The organism is Micromonospora sp. NPDC050276 (assembly GCF_044459545.1).
In the GTDB taxonomy this organism is placed as follows: Bacteria; Actinomycetota; Actinomycetes; order Mycobacteriales; family Micromonosporaceae; genus Micromonospora.
Window position 1 is genome coordinate 205,909 of record NZ_JBITJA010000004.1, and the last position, 17,311, is coordinate 223,219.

Annotated in this window: 14 protein-coding genes; 9 read left to right on the forward strand and 5 right to left on the reverse strand. The window is 71.3% G+C overall.

What is annotated here, in order from left to right; all coding sequences use genetic code 11:
- Positions 1 to 44 precede the first annotated feature (44 nt).
- On the reverse strand, positions 45 to 1,823 hold the full coding sequence (locus ACIBF8_RS09865; RefSeq protein WP_396782470.1) for an ABC transporter ATP-binding protein: 1,779 nt from the start codon (positions 1,821 to 1,823) through the stop codon (positions 45 to 47).
- 98 nt (positions 1,824 to 1,921) lie between these two features.
- Here ACIBF8_RS09865 and ACIBF8_RS09870 point away from each other — a divergent pair, with 98 nt between their 5' ends.
- Entirely contained in the window at positions 1,922 to 2,353 is a 432-nt protein-coding gene (locus tag ACIBF8_RS09870) for a MarR family winged helix-turn-helix transcriptional regulator (RefSeq protein WP_396782034.1), read from the forward strand.
- A gap of 104 nt (positions 2,354 to 2,457) precedes the next feature.
- On the forward strand, positions 2,458 to 4,242 hold the full coding sequence (locus tag ACIBF8_RS09875; RefSeq protein WP_396782035.1) for an N-acetylglutaminylglutamine amidotransferase: 1,785 nt from the start codon (positions 2,458 to 2,460) through the stop codon (positions 4,240 to 4,242).
- A gap of 17 nt (positions 4,243 to 4,259) precedes the next feature.
- On the opposite strand, the gene ACIBF8_RS09880 is transcribed toward ACIBF8_RS09875, so the two are convergent.
- Positions 4,260 to 5,393, reverse strand: coding sequence for a glutamate--cysteine ligase (locus ACIBF8_RS09880; protein WP_396782036.1), 1,134 nt, complete (start codon positions 5,391 to 5,393; stop codon positions 4,260 to 4,262).
- Positions 5,394 to 5,681: 288 nt separating this feature from the next.
- On the opposite strand from ACIBF8_RS09880, the gene ACIBF8_RS09885 reads away from it, so the two are divergent.
- Both ACIBF8_RS09885 and ACIBF8_RS09890 read left to right on the forward strand, forming a co-directional pair.
- Positions 5,682 to 5,912, forward strand: coding sequence for a hypothetical protein (locus ACIBF8_RS09885; protein WP_396782037.1), 231 nt, complete (start codon positions 5,682 to 5,684; stop codon positions 5,910 to 5,912).
- Positions 5,913 to 5,978: 66 nt separating this feature from the next.
- The gene (locus tag ACIBF8_RS09890) at positions 5,979 to 6,707 is read left to right on the forward strand and encodes a hypothetical protein (protein WP_396782039.1); all 729 of its coding nucleotides are present in this window, start codon (positions 5,979 to 5,981) and stop codon (positions 6,705 to 6,707) included.
- A gap of 231 nt (positions 6,708 to 6,938) precedes the next feature.
- On the opposite strand, the gene ACIBF8_RS09895 is transcribed toward ACIBF8_RS09890, so the two are convergent.
- Positions 6,939 to 9,572, reverse strand: coding sequence for a discoidin domain-containing protein (locus tag ACIBF8_RS09895; RefSeq protein ID WP_396782040.1), 2,634 nt, complete (start codon positions 9,570 to 9,572; stop codon positions 6,939 to 6,941).
- 340 nt (positions 9,573 to 9,912) lie between these two features.
- The gene (locus ACIBF8_RS09900; RefSeq protein WP_396782041.1) at positions 9,913 to 11,112 is read right to left on the reverse strand and encodes an ROK family protein; all 1,200 of its coding nucleotides are present in this window, start codon (positions 11,110 to 11,112) and stop codon (positions 9,913 to 9,915) included.
- A 237-nt stretch (positions 11,113 to 11,349) separates the two neighbouring features.
- Between ACIBF8_RS09900 and ACIBF8_RS09905 the strand changes: the two genes are divergently transcribed.
- From ACIBF8_RS09905 to ACIBF8_RS09925, 5 genes are all read left to right on the forward strand, one after another.
- Complete coding sequence (locus tag ACIBF8_RS09905) at positions 11,350 to 12,648, forward strand: extracellular solute-binding protein (protein WP_396782042.1); 1,299 nt, start codon at positions 11,350 to 11,352, stop codon at positions 12,646 to 12,648.
- 70 nt (positions 12,649 to 12,718) lie between these two features.
- Positions 12,719 to 13,711, forward strand: coding sequence for a carbohydrate ABC transporter permease (locus ACIBF8_RS09910; protein ID WP_396782044.1), 993 nt, complete (start codon positions 12,719 to 12,721; stop codon positions 13,709 to 13,711).
- Positions 13,704 to 14,543, forward strand: coding sequence for a carbohydrate ABC transporter permease (locus ACIBF8_RS09915; protein WP_203122170.1), 840 nt, complete (start codon positions 13,704 to 13,706; stop codon positions 14,541 to 14,543). The genes ACIBF8_RS09910 and ACIBF8_RS09915 overlap by 8 nt, the downstream gene beginning before the upstream one ends.
- A 29-nt stretch (positions 14,544 to 14,572) precedes the next feature.
- On the forward strand, positions 14,573 to 15,949 hold the full coding sequence (locus ACIBF8_RS09920) for a GH1 family beta-glucosidase (protein WP_396782045.1): 1,377 nt from the start codon (positions 14,573 to 14,575) through the stop codon (positions 15,947 to 15,949).
- A 106-nt stretch (positions 15,950 to 16,055) separates the two neighbouring features.
- Entirely contained in the window at positions 16,056 to 16,724 is a 669-nt protein-coding gene (locus ACIBF8_RS09925; protein ID WP_396782047.1) for a TMEM175 family protein, read from the forward strand.
- Here the strand turns inward: ACIBF8_RS09925 and ACIBF8_RS09930 are convergent.
- The gene (locus tag ACIBF8_RS09930; protein ID WP_396782048.1) at positions 16,711 to 17,292 is read right to left on the reverse strand and encodes an NTP transferase domain-containing protein; all 582 of its coding nucleotides are present in this window, start codon (positions 17,290 to 17,292) and stop codon (positions 16,711 to 16,713) included. The genes ACIBF8_RS09925 and ACIBF8_RS09930 overlap by 14 nt on opposite strands.
- Positions 17,293 to 17,311 lie beyond the last annotated feature (19 nt).

Sequence of the window (17,311 nt, forward strand, 5' to 3'; positions counted from 1 at the left end):
CGAGACAGTTCTACGACGGTTATGAGACGGTTGTGAGCCGACGCTCAGGCCGCGAGGGTGGCGTAGCGGCCGTTGCGGTCCAGCAGGTTGTCGTGGGTGCCGGCCTCGACGATCCGACCGTGGTCGAGCACCGCGATCTGGTCGGCGTCGCGGACCGTGGAGAGCCGGTGCGCGATGGTGATCGTGGTACGGCCCTGGGCGAGCAGGTCGAAGGCCCGTTGCACGGCACGTTCGGTCTCGGTGTCCAGTGCGCTGGTCGCCTCGTCGAGGACCAGGATGCGCGGGTCGCGCAGCAGCGTCCGGGCGATCGCGAGGCGCTGCTTCTCGCCGCCGGAGAACCGGTGGCCGCGTGAGCCGACCATGGTGTCGTACCCGTCGGGCAGCCCGGCGATGAGGTCGTGGACCTGGGCGGCGCGGGCGGCGTCCTCGATCTCGGTGTCGGTGGCGCCCGGCCGGGCGTAGCGCAGGTTCTCCCGGACGGTGGTGTGCAGCAGGTAGGTCTCCTGGCTGACCACGCCGACGATCGCGGCCAGGTCGGCCAGGCGCAGGTCGCGCAGGTCGACGCCGTCGATGGTGATCCGGCCGGCGGTCGGGTCGTGCAGCCGGCTGACCAGCCCGGCGAGGGTGCTCTTGCCGGAGCCGGTCTCGCCCACCAGGGCGAGGCTGGTGCCGGCGGGCACGTCCAGCGTGATCCCGGCGAGCGCGGCGGTGTCGCTACCCGGGTAGCCGAAGGTGACGTCCTCCAGGCGCAGGTGGCCGCGCACCTGGGCCGGGTCCAGACGGACCGGCTCGGCGGGGTCGGCCACGTCGACCGGCAAATCCAGGTACTCGAAGATCCGGGCGAACAGCGCCAGCGACGCGGTGAGCGAGACACCCACGTTGAGCAGCCCCATCAGCGGCCGGAACAGGCCGCCCTGCAGGGCGGTGAAGGCGACCAGGGTGCCGATGCTCAGCGTGCCGGCCGTGCCGGGCAGCCCGGCGGCGAGGTAGATGACCGCCGGTACGGCGGCGAAGATGATGCTCATCGAGGCCATCCGCCAGCGACCGGCCAGCTCGCTGCGCAGCTCCAGGTCGACCAGGCGCGCCGAGGAGGCGGTGAACCGGTCGATCAGCGCGGGGCCGGTGCCGAGGGTCTTGGCCAGCTGCACGCCGCTGATCGAGAGCCCCTCCTCGACGGTGACGTTGAGGTCGGCGAGTTCGCGCTGCCGCTGGGCGGTGATCTCGCGGCGCATCCGGGCGACCCGACGGGTCAGCCAGATGGCCGGCGGCAGCACCACGAGCGAGACGAGGGAGAGCTGCCAGGAGAGCGCGACCATGGCGACCGCGGTGGCGACCACGGTGGTGAGGTTGGCCGCGACGGCGGTGGCGGTGGAGGTGACCACCGACTGCATGCCGCCGATGTCGTTGGTGATCCGGGACTGCACCTCACCGGTGCGGGTGCGGGTGAAGAAGCCGAGTGACTGACGCTGGAGGTGACTGAAGACGTCGGTGCGCAGCCGGTGCATGACCCGCTGGCCGACCTGGGTGGAGATCCAGGTCTGCACGACGCCGAGGGCGGACGTCACCGCGGCGACGGCGACCATGCCGAGGACCAGCCAGACCAGCAGCGTCACGTCGCGCTCCGGGAGGGCCCGGTCGATCACGGTACGCAGCAGGAACGGGGTGGCCATCGCGATGATCGAGGAGGCCACGATGATCGCGGTGACGGCGGCCAGCGCGGGCCGGTGTGGGGTGAACAGCCGGCCGATGCGGCGCAGCGACACCTGACGGGCCTGCGTCTTCTCTTCGGCGCTGACGGTGCGGTGGCCGCGGTCGCGGCCCATCGGGGTGGGTTCCAAGGAGGCACTGCCTTTCCGTTGGGGGCAATGCTGAGGTTACCTCAACGTGAGGGAACAACCACATCTCCTGCTACCGTATTCCGGTGATCGAGCACACCGCCGACAGCGCCGACGACGAGAGCCTGGCGGAGACGTTCTGGGCCGTCGCGTCCCGGTTGCGCCGGCAGACCCGGGACTCGCTGGTGCCCTGGGATGTCACCCCCAGCCAGTCCCGCGCCCTCGGCGTGCTGGCCCGGCACGGCGAGGTACGCCCCGGCACCCTCGCCGAGCACCTGCGCATCGCGCCCCGCTCGGCGACCGAGGTCGTCGACGACCTCCAGGCCCGGGGCCTCGTCGAGCGCCGACCGGACCCCGCCGACCGGCGGGCCACCCTGGTCGCGCTCACCGAGGAGGGCGAGCGGATCAGCATCGCCATCCGGGCCGCCCGCCGGGCCGAGGCGGATCGCTTCTTCGGCCACCTCAACGACACCGACCGGGCCGAACTGGCCCGCATCCTGCGCACCCTGCGCGCCTGACCGGCTGCGGGTTTGCCCGCCGCCCGCACGGGTAGCCAGCGGCCCCGTCCGGTCGGCGGGACCGGCCGGCGCCGGTCGGCGCGAGGTGACAGGAGGCCCGGCTGATGTGCGGGATCAGCGGGGAGGCGCGATTCGACGGCCGCTCGCCCGACGCGGCGGCGGTCACCCGGATGACCGAGGCGATGCGATCACGCGGCCCGGACGACGAGGGCCTGTTCGCCGACGGCTGGGTGACCCTCGGGCACCGCCGGCTGACCATCATCGACCTGTCCGACGCCGGCGGGCAGCCGATGGTCCGCGACGACCTGGGCCTGGCCCTGGTCTTCAACGGCTGCATCTACAACTATCCGGAGCTGCGCCAGGAGCTCCAGAACGCCGGGTACGCCTTCCACTCCACCAGCGACACCGAGGTGATCCTGGTGGCGTACGCGCACTGGGGTGACCGTTTCGTCGACCACCTGGTCGGCATGTTCGCGATCGGGTTGGTCGACCGGGTCCGGCGGCGGCTGGTGCTGGCCCGCGACCGGCTCGGTATCAAGCCGCTCTACCTCGCCGAGACACCGGGGCGGCTGCGGTTCGCCTCCACCCTGCCCGCGCTGCTGCGGGCCGGCGACGTCGACACCGGCATCGACCCGGTGGCGCTGCACCACTACCTGTCCTGGCACTCCATCGTTCCCGCCCCGCGTACGGTGCTGCGCGGCGTCCGCAAGCTGCCGCCGGCCACCCTGCGGGTGATCGAGGCGGACGGGAGCAGCCGCGAGGAGGTCTACTGGCGCCCCGACTACGTACGGGAACCCGCCGACACGGGGATGGACGCCGCCGACTGGCGGGCCGCGATCGGCGACGCGTTGCGCGCGGCGGTCCGCCGACGGCTGGTCGCCGACGTGCCGGTGGGGGTGCTGCTCTCCGGTGGGCTGGACTCCAGCCTCATCGTGGCGCTGCTCGCCGAGGCCGGCCAGGAACACCTCCGCACGTTCAGCATCGGCTTCGACAGCCGCGACGGCGAGTCCGGTGACGAGTTCCACTACTCCGACCTGGTGGCCCGCGCGTACGAGACCGACCACCACCGGATCCGGCTGGCCGACGACGATCTGGCGCCCGCCGTCCGCCGGGCGGTGCTGGCGATGACCGAGCCGATGGGCAGCCACGACGTGGTCGCCTTCCATCTGCTCTCCGAGCAGGTGGCGCAGCACGTGAAGGTGGCCCAGTCGGGGCAGGGCGCCGACGAGGTGTTCGCCGGTTACGGCTACCACCAGCCGCTCACCGAGGCACCACGGCACGGCGCCGCCGAGACGTTCGCCGCCGCGTTCTTCGACCGGGGCCACGAGGAGCTGCGCGACATCGTCGGCCCGGCGTACGCGCTGGAGCACGACGCCAGCCGGGACCTGCTCACCGGGCACCTCGCCGCGCCCGGGGCGCAGACCGCGTTGGACGCCGTGCTGCGCCTGGACACCCACCTGATGCTCCCCGACGATCCGGTCAAGCGGGTGGACAGCATGAGCATGGCCTGGGGTCTGGAGGTGCGCACGCCCTTCCTCGACCAGGACCTGGTCACCCTGGCCGCGCACTGCCCACCGGAGCACAAGGTCACCCAGGGCGGCAAGGGGGTGCTCAAGGAGGTCGCCCGGGAGGTGCTGCCCGCCGAGGTGATCGACCGTCCCAAGGGCTACTTCCCGGTGCCGGCGCTGCGCAACGTGGACGGCCCGGTGCGCGAACTGGTCGCCGAGGCGTTGCAGGCGCCGGCCGCGCGCGAGCGAGGGCTGTTCCGCCCGGAGTACGTGGCCCGGCTGCTCGCCGAGCCGGACCGGGCCGAGGCGGCGGCCGGCAGCAACAAGCTGTGGCAGCTCGGCCTGCTGGAGCTGTGGCTACAGACGCACGACATCCGCTGAGCCACCAACACGGGCGGTCAACCGGCGGCCGTGCGGGTGACCAGGTCGTCGATGACCGCGCGCAGGTCCCCGCTGCGCGCCAACGCGCGGAGCTGCCGGGTCGCGCCGGTGCCGTCGCGGCGCAGCCGGGCCAGCTGCGCCAGCACGTACCCGAGGTCGCCGTGGCGCAGCAGGGCCGGGGCGATCACCGCCATCAGCTCGTCGACGAGCGCCCAGGCCGGGCGGGTGCCGCCGGCGCGCAGGTCGATCAACTCGCCACCGAGACCGTCGTGGGCGGCCCGCCAGTGCGCCGCCGCGACCAGACAGTCGCGGACCGGCGGGGCGGTCACGCCGGCGCGTACGTCGTCGGCGAGGGTCGCGACGAGGGACCGGACCAGCGCGGCGACCAGCACCGCGTCGTCGACCTCGGTGCAGACGTCACCGACTCGCACCTCCACCGTCGGGAACGTCGATGACGGCCGGGCGTACCAGTAGACCATCGCCGCGTCGAGCATGATGCCGGCGGCGATCAGCTGCTCGATCGTGCGGTCGTAGTCGGTGGCCGAGTCGAAGTACGGCGTCGGGCCGATGCTGGGCCACCGTTCCAGTTGCATCGACCGCCAACTGGCGTGCCCGGTGTCGTGCCCGTCGTGCAGCGGCGAGTTGGTGGTGATCGCCTGCACCACCGGCAGCCACACCCGCAGGTGGTTGCAGACCTGCACAGCCAACTCCCGGTCGGGCAGCCCGACGTGCACGTGACAGCCGCACACCGCCGGGTCGTGCGCCACCGGCCCGTACCGGCGCGACATCGCGTGGTAGCGCGGCTCGTCGGGCACCGTCCGGTGCGGCTCGGCCACCGGCGTGGCACCGACCGCCACCAGCCGGGCCCCGGCCGCCGTGGCGGCCTCGACGGCGGAGCGGCGCAACGTCACCAGGTGCTCGCGCAGCTCGGCGAGGTTGGCGCAGACCGGGGTGACCATCTCCACCATGCTGTGCCGGAACTCCTGGCGGCTCTGCTCCCGGGCGGGGCCGCGCAGCGCCGCGAGCACCTGGTCGGCCACCGGCAGGTTCCGGCCGCTGTCCGGGTCGAGCAGCAGGTACTCCTCCTCGACGCCGAACGTGAGGGTGGACAGCTCGGGCGCGGCGTCGACGGCCGTCGGACGGTATGCCATGGTCACCTCCGTCGCCTGCCGCGACCACGAGCGGACCCGCGGCCGGGATCGCTCGGGTTCCCGGCGCGCCCTCCAACAAACGCACGGCCGCGACGGGACGGGCCATACCATCGAGCGAGGCGGCACGGTTGGGACGGAGAGGCCGATGACGGACGATCGGGCCCTACTCCTCAGCCACCACGAGACCTCGTGGGACGGGTCGTACTGGGGAGTCGGCGCGGAGGTCAGAGAGCACCGCGTCCGTCTGAGCGGCGTGGGACCAGGCGGACTTCACGGTCTAGCTCCTGGGTGCAGGCCGAGATCACGTACTGCCTCGGACGCGAGAACGACACCGGGCGGACGATGCTCATCCCGATCCTGCTCGACGACACCGACCTCGACGCCTCCCCGGTCCAGCGTGACCGCCTGGCGGCCGACTTCCGGCGGTGGAGCCCGTCGGCACCTCCGGACGACCGACTGGAGAAGCTCAGGATGGCGATCGACCAGACCATCGACGCCGGCCCAGCCACGTCGGCGTAGCTCACCGGCGTGCCGTGCCCTGCGGCGCACGACTCCCCAGTGGAGGTTGTCTGAGATCATGCAGGAATGCTGATGCGCTGGCGCGGTTCCCGGTGGCTCCACATCACCTTGGGTCTGGTGACCGGTGCCGCCGCTGGATTGGCGGTCTACCTGGCCAGTCGACTGACCGGGCCGGCCCTCTTCACGCTCTGCGGCACGACGGCGGGCGGTGTCGCGGCGGTGGTGGTGTCCGCGTACTCGCGGTTCTTCCAGTTGGCGGAGGTGACCGTCTCGGTCCCGCAGTTCAGCGAACTACGGTTCGCCGTCACCCGGGACAACAAGCAGACCGCGTGGCGGTTGTTCGTCGAGGCGGTCACCCGGGTGTCCGGCCAACCGCTGCCGACCGGCACCGGCCTCGTCCGGGAGGCGCTAACGTCGCTGTACCAACTGTTCGGAATCACCCGGGAGGTCCTGAGCCAGGCGGCGCCGACCATCCGGACCACCGGTCGTCCGACCGTTGAGCACCTCGGGATCGCCATGCTCAACAACGAGCTGCGACCGTTCCTGTCCCGGTGGCACCCACGCCTGCGGGCGTGGGAGCAGGCGCATCCCGACGAGCCCGAGTCGTCCTGGCCGGACGACGCACAGTGCCGCGCGGAGTTGGGGGCGATGCAGCTGCGGCTGTTGCGCTACGTCGAGGGTCTCGGCGAGCTGGCCCAGGTGCCCAACGTCGAGGACGTGATGCGGGGTGTTCTCGCCGACACGCCGACCCTCCCCGGCCAACCGACCCGGCAGTCGGCGGTCACGGACCAGTAGCCCGCCCCCGGCCGGTCAACTCCACCAGCAACCTGGTCAACCGGATCGCCTCGGCGCATAGCTCGACGCGGACCAGGTGCGGGCCGGCGCTACGCCCCGTACCTGCGGGCAGGCCGGTGTGCGGGCACGACCAGGGCCGGCCCGGTCTCGGCGGGACCGGGCCGGCCTCGGCCCACGGTGCGACCCGGCCGACCCGGCCGTCAAACGGCCGGGCCGGCGCGGGCGCCCCGGTCAGGGGTAGGTGGTCAGGTACACCGTCTGGTTGGCCGCGTTCGCGGTGCCACCGGCGTTGTTGATCACCCGATTGATGGTGCCGACGCCACCGAGCGAGACGGTGACCATGTTCGTGAAGCGCACGTTCGGGTTGATCGGTACCTCGAAGGACCGCTCCTCGACCACTGCGGGGTTGACGTTGAAGTAGCTGTAGCTGCCCAACCCCCACGCCTGGTGGCTGGTCACCGAATCAGCGACCTTGTACGCGGCGTAGCCCCGGGTCGACCCGTTCATCCAGGCCGCCTGGTTCGGTACGTCGTACGGCAGCTCGTTCTGGTAGAAGTACGTGCGCCCGCCGTTGCCGTTCCAGATGGTCTGGTACTTCTGGTAGTGCTCGACGAAGAGGCCGTACATGGTCACGTTGTCGCCGTTGACGGTGAGCCCGGTGTCGGCGGTGTTCAGCGTCCACCCGGTCGGTACGCCGCTGGCGGCATGGTCGGCCCGCCACAGCCACAGGTGATCGCCGATCACGTTGTCGCTGTTGACGGTCAGCGTGTTGGTGGCCTTGCCGATGTGCGGGCCGCCGATGCGGAAGAACACGTCGTGCAGCGAGGTCGGGTTGGTGGCGTGGCTCGCGGACGAGCCGGACGGCCCGACCTCCATCAGCACCGGCGAGTTGGTCGTGCCGGCCTCGAACATGAGGCCGGCGACCTTGACGCCGTCCACATCGGCCACCCGCATGCCCACCGCGCCGTTGTCGGCCTGAATGGTGGCCAGGCCGAGGCCGAGCACGACCGTGTCGGCCCGGTTGACCTGGATCGGCTCGGTGACGTGGTGCACGCCCGGGGTGAAGAGCAGGTGCCGCCCCTGGGCGAGGGCCGCGTTGATGGTGGCGGCGCTGGTGCCGGGCTGGACCACGAAGAACTGCGACAGCGAGATGGACGAGCCGGCCGGAGTCTTGTTGTACCAGCTGGTGCCGGTGGAGTTGGCGCGCAGCGAGGGCACGAAGACCCGGTACTCACCGCTGCCGTCGACGTACAGGAACGGCTTCTCCCGCACCTGCGGGGTCTGCGCGATGACGGTGTGCGACGGGTTGGGGAAGCTCGGCGCCGGCGCGCCGACGACGCCCTGGAAGACCATGTTCCAGACCGAGCCGGTCCAGCCGTTGCCGAACTCGCTGTTGCGCGAGTACCACTGCTGCTGTGAGCCGGAGACGACCAGGCCGTCGATGCGGGTGTCGGCCAGCAGGCCGCCGCTGGCCCAGCCGTCGCCGCCGTTCCAGAGCTGGATCTGGTTCTGCGCGCCGCGCAGGTGCATCCGCCGGTACGGCGCGGCCTGGGACACCGCCCACCGCTCCACGGTCTGCCCAGCGGGCAGGGTGACCGAGAGGTTCTCGGCGGCCCGCCAGAAGTTCTGGGTGGCGTTGCCGCCCATCCAGAACGCCTCGGCGCGGACGTGGCCGTTGAGGTTGACATCGTCGGGGCTCATGCCGAGGCCGGCGACCTGGGTGAAGAAGCCGAGGTTGACGTCGGCGGTGTAGGTGCCGGGCTTGAACAGCACCGCGTAGCGCTGCGGGCCGAACTGGTTGGTCTCCTGCTGGGTGAAGAGGGTGTTCAGTCGACTCTGGATCGTCGACGTCGGCGTGCTCGGGTCGAAGACGAACGTGTTCGGGCCGAGGTTGGGGTTGTACGGGTCGGTCGTGCCGACCGGTGGCTCGCTGGTGCCGCCGCCGGTGGTGTTGACCGCCAACTCCCACAGCGAGTAGCCGTAGGCGGTGCCCCGGGCGGTGCCGTACATCCGCAGGTAGCGTCCGCTGCCGGTGACGGTGAGGGACTGCGTGCCGCCGGTGGCCGTGGTGGTGGAGTAGATCGTGGTCCAGGTGGCCCCGTCGGCCGAGGTCTGCAGCTGGAAGGCCCGGGCGTACGCGGCCTCCCAGGTGAGCACCACCCGGCAGATGGTGCGGGTACTGCCGAGGTCGACGCGCAGCCACTGCGGGTCGCTGGCGGCGCTGGCCCAGCGGGTGCCCGGGTTGCCGTCGACGGCCGCGGACGCCGCGAGGCCGGCGTCCTGGGTGGACGAGGCGGTCGCCGGGCTGCCCTGCGCGACGTTGGTGCTGCCGCAGGTGGGCGTGCTGCCGCCGGTCTCGCCGTACACCTGGAACTCCCAGAGCGAGTAGCCGTAGCCGGTGCCCCGGGCGGTGCCGTTCATCCGTACGTACCGGCCGGCGCCGGTGACGGTGAGGTTCTGGGTGCCGCCGGTGCCGGTCGTGGTCGAGTAGATGGTCGTCCAGGTGGCCCCGTCGTCGGAGGTCTGCAGCTGGAAGGCCCGACCGTAGGCGCCCTCCCAGAGCAGGTTGACCTGGCTGATGGTGGCCCGGGCGCCCAGGTCGACCTGGAGCCACTGCGGGTCGCTGAACGCGCTGGCCCAACGGGTGCCGGTGTTGCCGTCGACGGCGGCCGAGGCGGGAGTGCCGGCGTTCTCGGTGGACGAAGCGGTGGCGGGGCGACCCTGGGACAGCAGGGTGGGCGCGGCCTGGGCGGGCGCGCTGGGGCCGGTCGGGGTGAGCGCCGCGACCAGGGCCACGGTGAGCCCGACGAGCAGGTGCCGGACGGCCCGGGGACGCGGGCGTGCGGATGTAGCACGAGATGTCATGACATCGCCTGTCGATAGGGGGTTACGGATGCCGCGCGGGTGGAATCGGGCTCGCCCCGTGGTGCCGTCGGTGGTGCCGCCGATGCGGCACCACAGTTCGAGGTGCCGTCGAGGTGGCACCGCGGGCCGGAGAGCGCTCTCGTAGGAGTGTTGCGGCGAGATTGCGGCGGCGTCAAGACATCGATCTATAACTTCGTTATTTATCCCGAGGATTCTTTTTGTGTAATTTCCCCTCGCCCCCACCGTCGCCCGCAGACGCGCCCGCCCCGGTGATCAAGAGGTTTGCGTCACCCCAGGCGTGATTCCTGACGCAAACCTCTTGATCACCAAGGGGGTGGGGTTAGTGGCGGAGGCCGCCTTCGGTGAGGAAGCGCCCGATCGGGAGCGTGGCCGCGCCCAGCGCCACCGCGTCCACGCCGAGCCGGCACAGCTCGATCGACGCCTGCTCGTACGGCTGGCGCAGCGCCTGCCGGCCGGCGGCCTCCCGGACGGCCGGCAGCAGGTCACCCAGGGCCATTGCCGCCCAGCCGCCGAGCACCACGCGCTCCGGGTTGAACAGGTTGATCAGGTTGGCCACCCCGGCGCCGAGGTAGCCGGCGGTGTCGTCCAGCACCCGGCGGGCGGTGGCCGAGGTCCCGGCGGCGGCGACCAGCGCGGCGATCTGGGACTCCTCGTCCTCGCCCGGCACCGGTCGACCCCGGCGCGCCTCCCGGTACCGGTCGATGATCGCCTCCGCGCCGACGTACGCCTCCAGGCAGCCGCGCGCCCCGCACCGGCAGGCCCGGCCGCCGTACACCAGGGTGGTGTGCCCCCACTCCCCCGCACTGCTGGACGCGCCCCGGTAGGTGGCGCCGTTGGTCACCACCGACGCACCCACTCCCGAGCCGACCAGCGCGAAGACGGCGTGCCGCGCGCCCCGGCCGGCGCCGAACCACATCTCGGCCTGGCCGAGGGTCTTCGCACCGTTGTCGATGTGCAGGGGCAGGTCGGTGCCGGCGCCGATCAGGCGCTCCAGCGGCACCCGGTCCCAGCCGAGGGCCTGGGCGTGCACGACGGCCTCGACGCCCTGCTCGACCACGCCGGAGACGCCGATGCCGACGCCGAGCACGTCGGCCGGGGCCACCCCGGCCGACCCGGTGACCGCGTCGATACCGGCCAGCACGTGCCCGGCCACCAGGTCGGGTTCGGTACGGGCCGGGTCGAGCGGGTACTCGACGCTGGCCAGCAGGGTCATCGCGAAGTCGAACAGCTCCACCCGGACCCGGGTCTCGCCGACGTCCACGCCGATCACGAAGGCGAAGCGGGGCGCGATCCGCAGCAGCATGCTGGGCCGGCCACCGTCGGACTCGGCGGCGCCGGCCTCGGCGACCAGCCCCTCGTCGATCATGTCGGCCACCACGTTGCTGACCGCCGGCTGGCTCAGCCCGGTGCTGCGCACGAGGTCCTGCCGGGTGAGCGGGCCGTCCAGGAAGAGCTTGGTCAGCAGGGCGGACCGGTTGCGCAGCCGCACGCTGCGGTTGGTGGCACGCACCAGCTCCACTCGTCACCTCGTTCCCGTCGGCCGTTCGAGGCGACTGTAACCGCCTCGTGCTTGACGACCCACCGACCAGCAACTTTAATGACGACATAAATTAAGCCGTGATGTAACTCCCGGGAAACGCCGACGGACCCCGACGGCGCACCCCCGATCCCTGTCCGCAGCCGGCCGCCCGTCGCCTCCGACCCCTATCGGCGACGAAGGCCGGCGGACCCCCACCACGCACCGGAAGGGCTGACCGTGTCGAAACGACACCTCGGGATATTCACCGCCGCCGTACTGGCCGCCGCCTCGCTGACGGCCTGTGGCGGCTCCGGCGACGACTCCGCCGCAGCACCCAAGACGCTCACCTACTGGGCCAGCAACCAGGGGCCCAGTCTGGAAGCCGACAAGACCATCCTCCAGCCGGAGCTGGACAAGTTCGAGAAGCAGACCGGCATCAAGGTCAACCTTGAGGTGGTCCCCTGGTCGGACCTGCTCAACCGCCTGCTCGCGGCCGCCGCCTCCGGCAAGGGCCCGGACGTGGTCAACATCGGCAACACCTGGTCGGCGTCCTTGCAGGCCACCGGCGCTCTGGTCGAATTCGACGACGCCACCCTGCAGGCCGTCGGCGGCAAGGACCGGATCGTGCCCGCTGCGCTCGCCGCCGCCGGCGCCCCCGGCAAGCCGCCCGCCGCCGTGCCGCTCTACAGCATGGCGTACAGCCTGTACTACAACAAGAAGTCGTTCGCCGACGCCGGCATCACCGCACCGCCGACCACCTGGGAGCAGCTCGCCGAGTACGGCAAGAAGCTGAGCACCGGCGGCAAGTGGGGCCTGGCGATCGAGGGGGCCAACCCGTCGGAGAACGCCCACCACGCCTTCACCTTCAGCCAGCAGTACGGCGGTGAGTGGTTCGACTCGGCCGGCAAGCCGACCTTCGACACCCCGCAGAACGTCTCGGCGATCAAGCGGTACATCGACTTCATGGCCGCCGACAAGATCACCAACCCGAGCAACGCCGAGTACGCGCAGAACCAGTCGGTCTCCGACTTCGCCAACGGCAAGGCGGCCATGCTGCTCTGGCAGTCCGCCGGCTCGAACCTGAAGACGCAGAACATGCCCGCCGAGGCGTACGGGGTGGCCCCGGTGCCGTTCCTGGCCAACCCGCCGGCCGGCGGCAAGAAGGTCAACAGCATGGTCGCCGGGATCAACATGGCGGTCTTCAAGCACACCAAGAACAAGGACGGCGCGCTGAGCTTCGTCAAGTTCATGACCAGCGACGAGGAGCAGACGATCCTCAACAAGACGTACGGCTCGCTGCCGGCGGTGAAGACCGCGGCCGCCGACCCGGCGTTCACCGCCCCGGAGCAGAAGACCATCCAGGAGACCCTGGTCACCACGGCGGCCCCGCTGCCGCAGGTGCCCGACGAGAGCACCTTCGAGACCCTGGTCGGCACCGCGATGAAGGAGTTGTTCGCCGACGCGGCGAGCGGCAAGCCGGTCACCGAGGAGTCGGTGAAGGCCAAGCTGACCGACGCGCAGCAGAAGATGCGCTGACCCAGGCGTCACCGGTGGCCGTGGTCGGGTGCTGAGCCCGGCCACGGCCACCGCCTCCGAGAGGACCCCGATGGCAACCAGCACCGCCGCGCCGGACGCCGACCGGCGCGAACCCCGGGCCGGGTCGCCGGCCCGGGGGTCGGCCCGCCGGCCCCGCGGCCCCCGCCGCTCACTCCTGCCGTACCTGCTGCTCGCACCGGCCATCGTGCTGGAACTCGCCATCCACGTGATCCCCATGGTGGTCGGGGTCTGGATGAGCCTGCTGGAGCTGACCCAGTTCCACATCCGCGACTGGTCCACCGCGCCCTTCATCGGGCTGGAGAACTACCGGGCGACGCTCAACCTGAACAGCGCCGCCGGCAAGGAACTGCTGCACTCGTTCTGGGTGACTCTGGCCTACAGCCTGCTCTCGGTCGGGTTCGCCTGGCTGCTCGGCATCTCCGCGGCGGTCGTCCTGCAACGGCCGTTCCGGGGGCGGGCGATCCTGCGGGCGCTGTTCCTCACCCCGTACGCGCTGCCGGTCTACGCCGCCGTGATCACCTGGAGCTTCCTGCTGCAACGCGACACCGGCCTGGTCAACCACGTGCTCGTGGACCAGCTCGGGCTGATGAACGATCGGCCGTTCTGGTTGATCGGCGACAACAGCTTCTGGTCGCTGCTGGTGGTGTCGGTCTGGCGCAACTGGCCGTTCGCGTTCCTCTGCCTCATGGCCGGTCTGCAGAACGTGCCCGGAGAGCTGTACGAGGCGGCCGCGATCGACGGCGCCGGGTTCTGGCGCCGGCTGCGCTCGGTCACCCTGCCGATGCTGCGGCCGGTCAACCTGGTGCTGCTGCTGGTGCTGTTCCTGTGGACGTTCAACGACTTCAACACCCCGTTCGTGCTCTTCGGCGGCTCCGCGCCGGAACAGGCCGACCTCATCTCCATCCACATCTACCGCAGCTCCTTCAAGACCTGGGACTTCGGCTCCGGCTCGGCGATGTCGGTCGCGCTGCTGCTGTTCCTGCTGGTCGTCTCGGCCGCGTACCTGCTGATCACCAACCGTCGGAGGGACGACCATGCGTGAGACCGCCGGTGAGCGCTGGGGTCGGCGCATCGTGCTGACCCTGCTCGCCCTCTTCGTCGTCATCCCGCTCTACGTGATGGTCACCTCGGCGGCCAAGCCGTTGCAGGACGTGCAGAACGGCTTCACCTGGTGGCCCAGCCGGCCCACCCTGCAACCGTTCATCGACATGTGGAGTACCGTGCCGCTGGCCCGGTACCTGGTGAACAGCCTGGTGGTGTCGAGCATCGCGGCGGTCTGCTCGGTGGCGGTGGCCATCTTCGCGGCGTTCGCGGTCAGCCGGTACCGTTTCCGGGGCCGCGGGGTCTTCTCGGTGACGGTGCTGTCCACGCAGATGTTTCCCGGCATCCTGTTCCTGTTGCCGCTGTTCCTCATCTACGTCAACCTGGGCAACGCCACCGGCATCGAGTTGTACGCCAGCCGCACCGGCCTGGTCATCACGTACCTGACCTTCTCGCTGCCGTTCTCGATCTGGATGCTGGTCGGCTACTTCGACTCGATCCCCCGGGGTCTGGACGAGGCGGCGCAGGTCGACGGCGCGGGTCCGCTGCGCACCCTGTTCCAGGTCATCCTGCCGGCCGCCGTGCCGGGCGTCGTCGCGGTCACCGTGTACGCGTTCATGACCGCGTGGGGCGAGGTGCTCTTCGCGTCGGTGATGACCGACGAGGGCAGCCGCACCCTGGCCGTCGGCCTGCAGGGCTACTCCACCCAGTTCAACGTCTACTGGAACCAGATCATGGCGGCCTCGCTGGTGGTCAGCATCCCGGTCGTCGTCGGGTTCCTTGCCCTACAGCGTTACTTCGTCGCCGGCCTCACCGCCGGCGCGGTCAAGTGAGTCATCCAACCCCAGAGGAGAACCGACCCGTGCCCGACCTGTCCAAGCTGCCACCCGACTTCCTCTGGGGTGTCGCCACGGCGGCGTACCAGATCGAGGGGGCCGTCGACGTCGACGGCCGGTCGCCGTCCATCTGGGACACCTTCTCGGCGACCCCCGGCAAGGTCGACAACGGCGACACCGGCGCGGTGGCGTGCGACCACTACCACCGGTGGCCGGAGGACCTGGCGCTGCTACGCCGACTCGGCGTGGACGCGTACCGCTTCTCGGTCGCCTGGCCCCGGGTCATGCCCGACGGCGTGGGGCGGGTCAACCCCGCGGGGCTGGACTTCTACGATCGGCTCGTCGACACGCTGCTCGCCGACGGGATCCGGCCGTTCGTCACCCTCTACCACTGGGACCTGCCGCAGGTCCTGCAGGACTCCGGCGGTTGGCCGGAGCGCGCCACCGCCGAGGCGTTCGCCGACTACGCGGCGGTGGTCGCCGGCCGCCTCGGTGACCGGGTGGCTGACTGGTGCACGGTCAACGAGCCGCTCTGCGTGTCCTGGATCGGGCACCTGGAGGGGAACATGGCCCCCGGTGAGCGGGATCTGACCCGCGCGGTGCACACCTCGCACCACGTGCTGCTCGGGCACGGCCTGGCCACCCAGGCGATCCGCGCCAACGCAGCCCGGCCAGCCTCGGTGGGTCTGGTGCTCAACCTCAGCCCGATCGAGGCGGCCACCGACCGACCGGAGGACGTCGCGGCGGCCCGCCGGGCCGACGGGCACGTCAACCGGTGGTGGCTGGACCCGATCCACGGGCGCGGCTACCCCGCCGACATGATCGCCACCTACGGGGTGGAGCCGCCGGTACGGGGCGACGATCTGGCGGTCATCGCCACGCCGACGGACTTCCTCGGGGTGAACTACTACTTCCGTCAACTGGTCGTCGACGACCCGACCGGCCCGGCCCCGTACGCCCGGCAGGTGCCGGTGCCCGGCTCGGTGGAGACCGCGATGGGCTGGGAGGTGTACCCGGCGGGCCTGGAGCGGCTGCTCGTTGACGTGCATGAGGAGTACCGACCGGGCCGGATCATCGTCACCGAGAGCGGCTCGGCGTGGCCGGACGAGGTCACCGCGGACGGCACGGTGGAGGACAAGGAACGCACCGACCATCTGGAGCAGCACCTGGCGGCGTGCGCGTCGGCGGTGGCCCGGGGAGTTCCCCTGGACGGCTACTTCGTCTGGTCGCTGCTGGACAACTTCGAGTGGGCGTACGGCTACGACAAGCGCTTCGGGTTGGTGCACGTCGACTACGCCACCCAGCGCCGGACGGTGAAGGCCAGCGGTCTGCGCTACGCCGAACTGATCCGCGCCCATCAGCAACTCGCCCGCACCACCAGCACCGCGACGCCGGTGGCCTGAACCGAAAAAGGTGCGGCCGCCCGGGGTGTCGACCCCGGGCGGCCGTTCCCGTTGCGATCGGCGGAAACCGCCACGGGTGGCCACCCGCACTGGCTAGCCTGCGGCAATGTCCGCAGCACCCGACGAAGCCCCGCAGCCCGATCCCACGGGGCGGGTGTCCGACACCGACCGGCTGACCGCTTTCAGCGACGGCGTCTTCGCCATCGTCATCACGCTGCTGGTCATCGAGCTGCGGGTGCCGGAATACCACGAGGGCGAACTGCTGACCGGTCTGCTCGACGAGGGTGCCTCCTACCTGGCCTTCGTGGTGTCGTTCGTCTACATCGGGGTGCTCTGGCTCAACCACCACGCCCTGCTGCGGCTGGTCCGCGGCACCACGCTCACGCTGAGCTGGATCAACCTCGGCGTGCTCTTCGGCGCGGTGATCATCCCCTTTCCCACCGCGGTACTGGCGTCGGCGTTCACCCACGGTGACGTCGACGACCAACGCGCGGCCGTCGCCCTGTACGCGCTGGCCGCGGCGTTGATGTCGGCCCCCTGGCTGGTGTTCTTCGGCTACCTGCATCGGCACCCGGCGCTGCTCGAACGGCGGGTCAGTCCCGGGTACGTGCGGACGCAACGGCTGCGTCCGGTCACCGGTCTGATCCTGTACGGGCTCAGCGGTCTGCTCGGCTGGTTCGTCAACCCGGTGCTCGGTCTGATCGGCGTCATCGTCATGATCACTTACCACGCGATCACCAGCGAGGGGCTGCCCCGGTGGCTCACCCGTCGCTGACCGCCAGAAGCCGATCCAGGTCGGCGGGGGTGTCCACGTCGACCGGGGAGCCGACATCGTCACAGGGCACCTCGACCACCAGGTCCGGCCGGTCCCGCAGCAGGTCACGGGCGCCCCGATCGCCGACGGCGTACTCGCGCAGCAGCGGCCAGGTCGGCCGACCCAGCAGGATCGGGTGCCCCGGCTGGCCCGCGTAGGTGGCGACCGCGACGACCGCGCCCTCGGCGTACGCCGCCCGCACCCGGCACACCGCGACCGGGCTGAGCAGCGGCTGATCCACGAGAATCACGACGGCGGCCACTGCGTCGTCCGGCAGCGAGGCCAGGCCCCGCAGCAGCGACGAGCCCAGCCCGTCGGGCCAGCGGTCGTGCCGGACCGGCACCGCCGGGGACAGGTCGGGCACCTCGTCGGCGCCCGCGCCGAGCACCACGTGCACGGGAACGCAACCGCCGTCGCCGAGCAGCCGGATCCCGCGCCGCACCAGCGGCTCACCGGCCAGCTCGACCAGCGCCTTCGGTCGGCCGTAGCGCCGCCCCGCGCCGGCGGCCAGCAGCAGCCCGGCGAGCACCGGCGTCACCTCCCGTACG

Excerpts from the sequence above, each read along its gene's own strand:
- ACIBF8_RS09895 (WP_396782040.1), bottom strand. The coding sequence starts at position 9,572 with ATGACATCTCGTGCTACATCCGCACGCCCGCGTCCCCGGGCCGTCCGG.
- ACIBF8_RS09925 (WP_396782047.1), top strand. The coding sequence starts at position 16,056 with ATGTCCGCAGCACCCGACGAAGCCCCGCAGCCCGATCCCACGGGGCGG.
- ACIBF8_RS09890 (WP_396782039.1), top strand. The coding sequence starts at position 5,979 with ATGCTGATGCGCTGGCGCGGTTCCCGGTGGCTCCACATCACCTTGGGT.
- ACIBF8_RS09910 (WP_396782044.1), top strand. The coding sequence starts at position 12,719 with ATGGCAACCAGCACCGCCGCGCCGGACGCCGACCGGCGCGAACCCCGG.
- ACIBF8_RS09865 (WP_396782470.1), bottom strand. The coding sequence starts at position 1,823 with ATGGGCCGCGACCGCGGCCACCGCACCGTCAGCGCCGAAGAGAAGACG.
- ACIBF8_RS09875 (WP_396782035.1), top strand. The coding sequence starts at position 2,458 with ATGTGCGGGATCAGCGGGGAGGCGCGATTCGACGGCCGCTCGCCCGAC.
- ACIBF8_RS09915 (WP_203122170.1), top strand. The coding sequence starts at position 13,704 with ATGCGTGAGACCGCCGGTGAGCGCTGGGGTCGGCGCATCGTGCTGACC.
- ACIBF8_RS09880 (WP_396782036.1), bottom strand. The coding sequence starts at position 5,393 with ATGGCATACCGTCCGACGGCCGTCGACGCCGCGCCCGAGCTGTCCACC.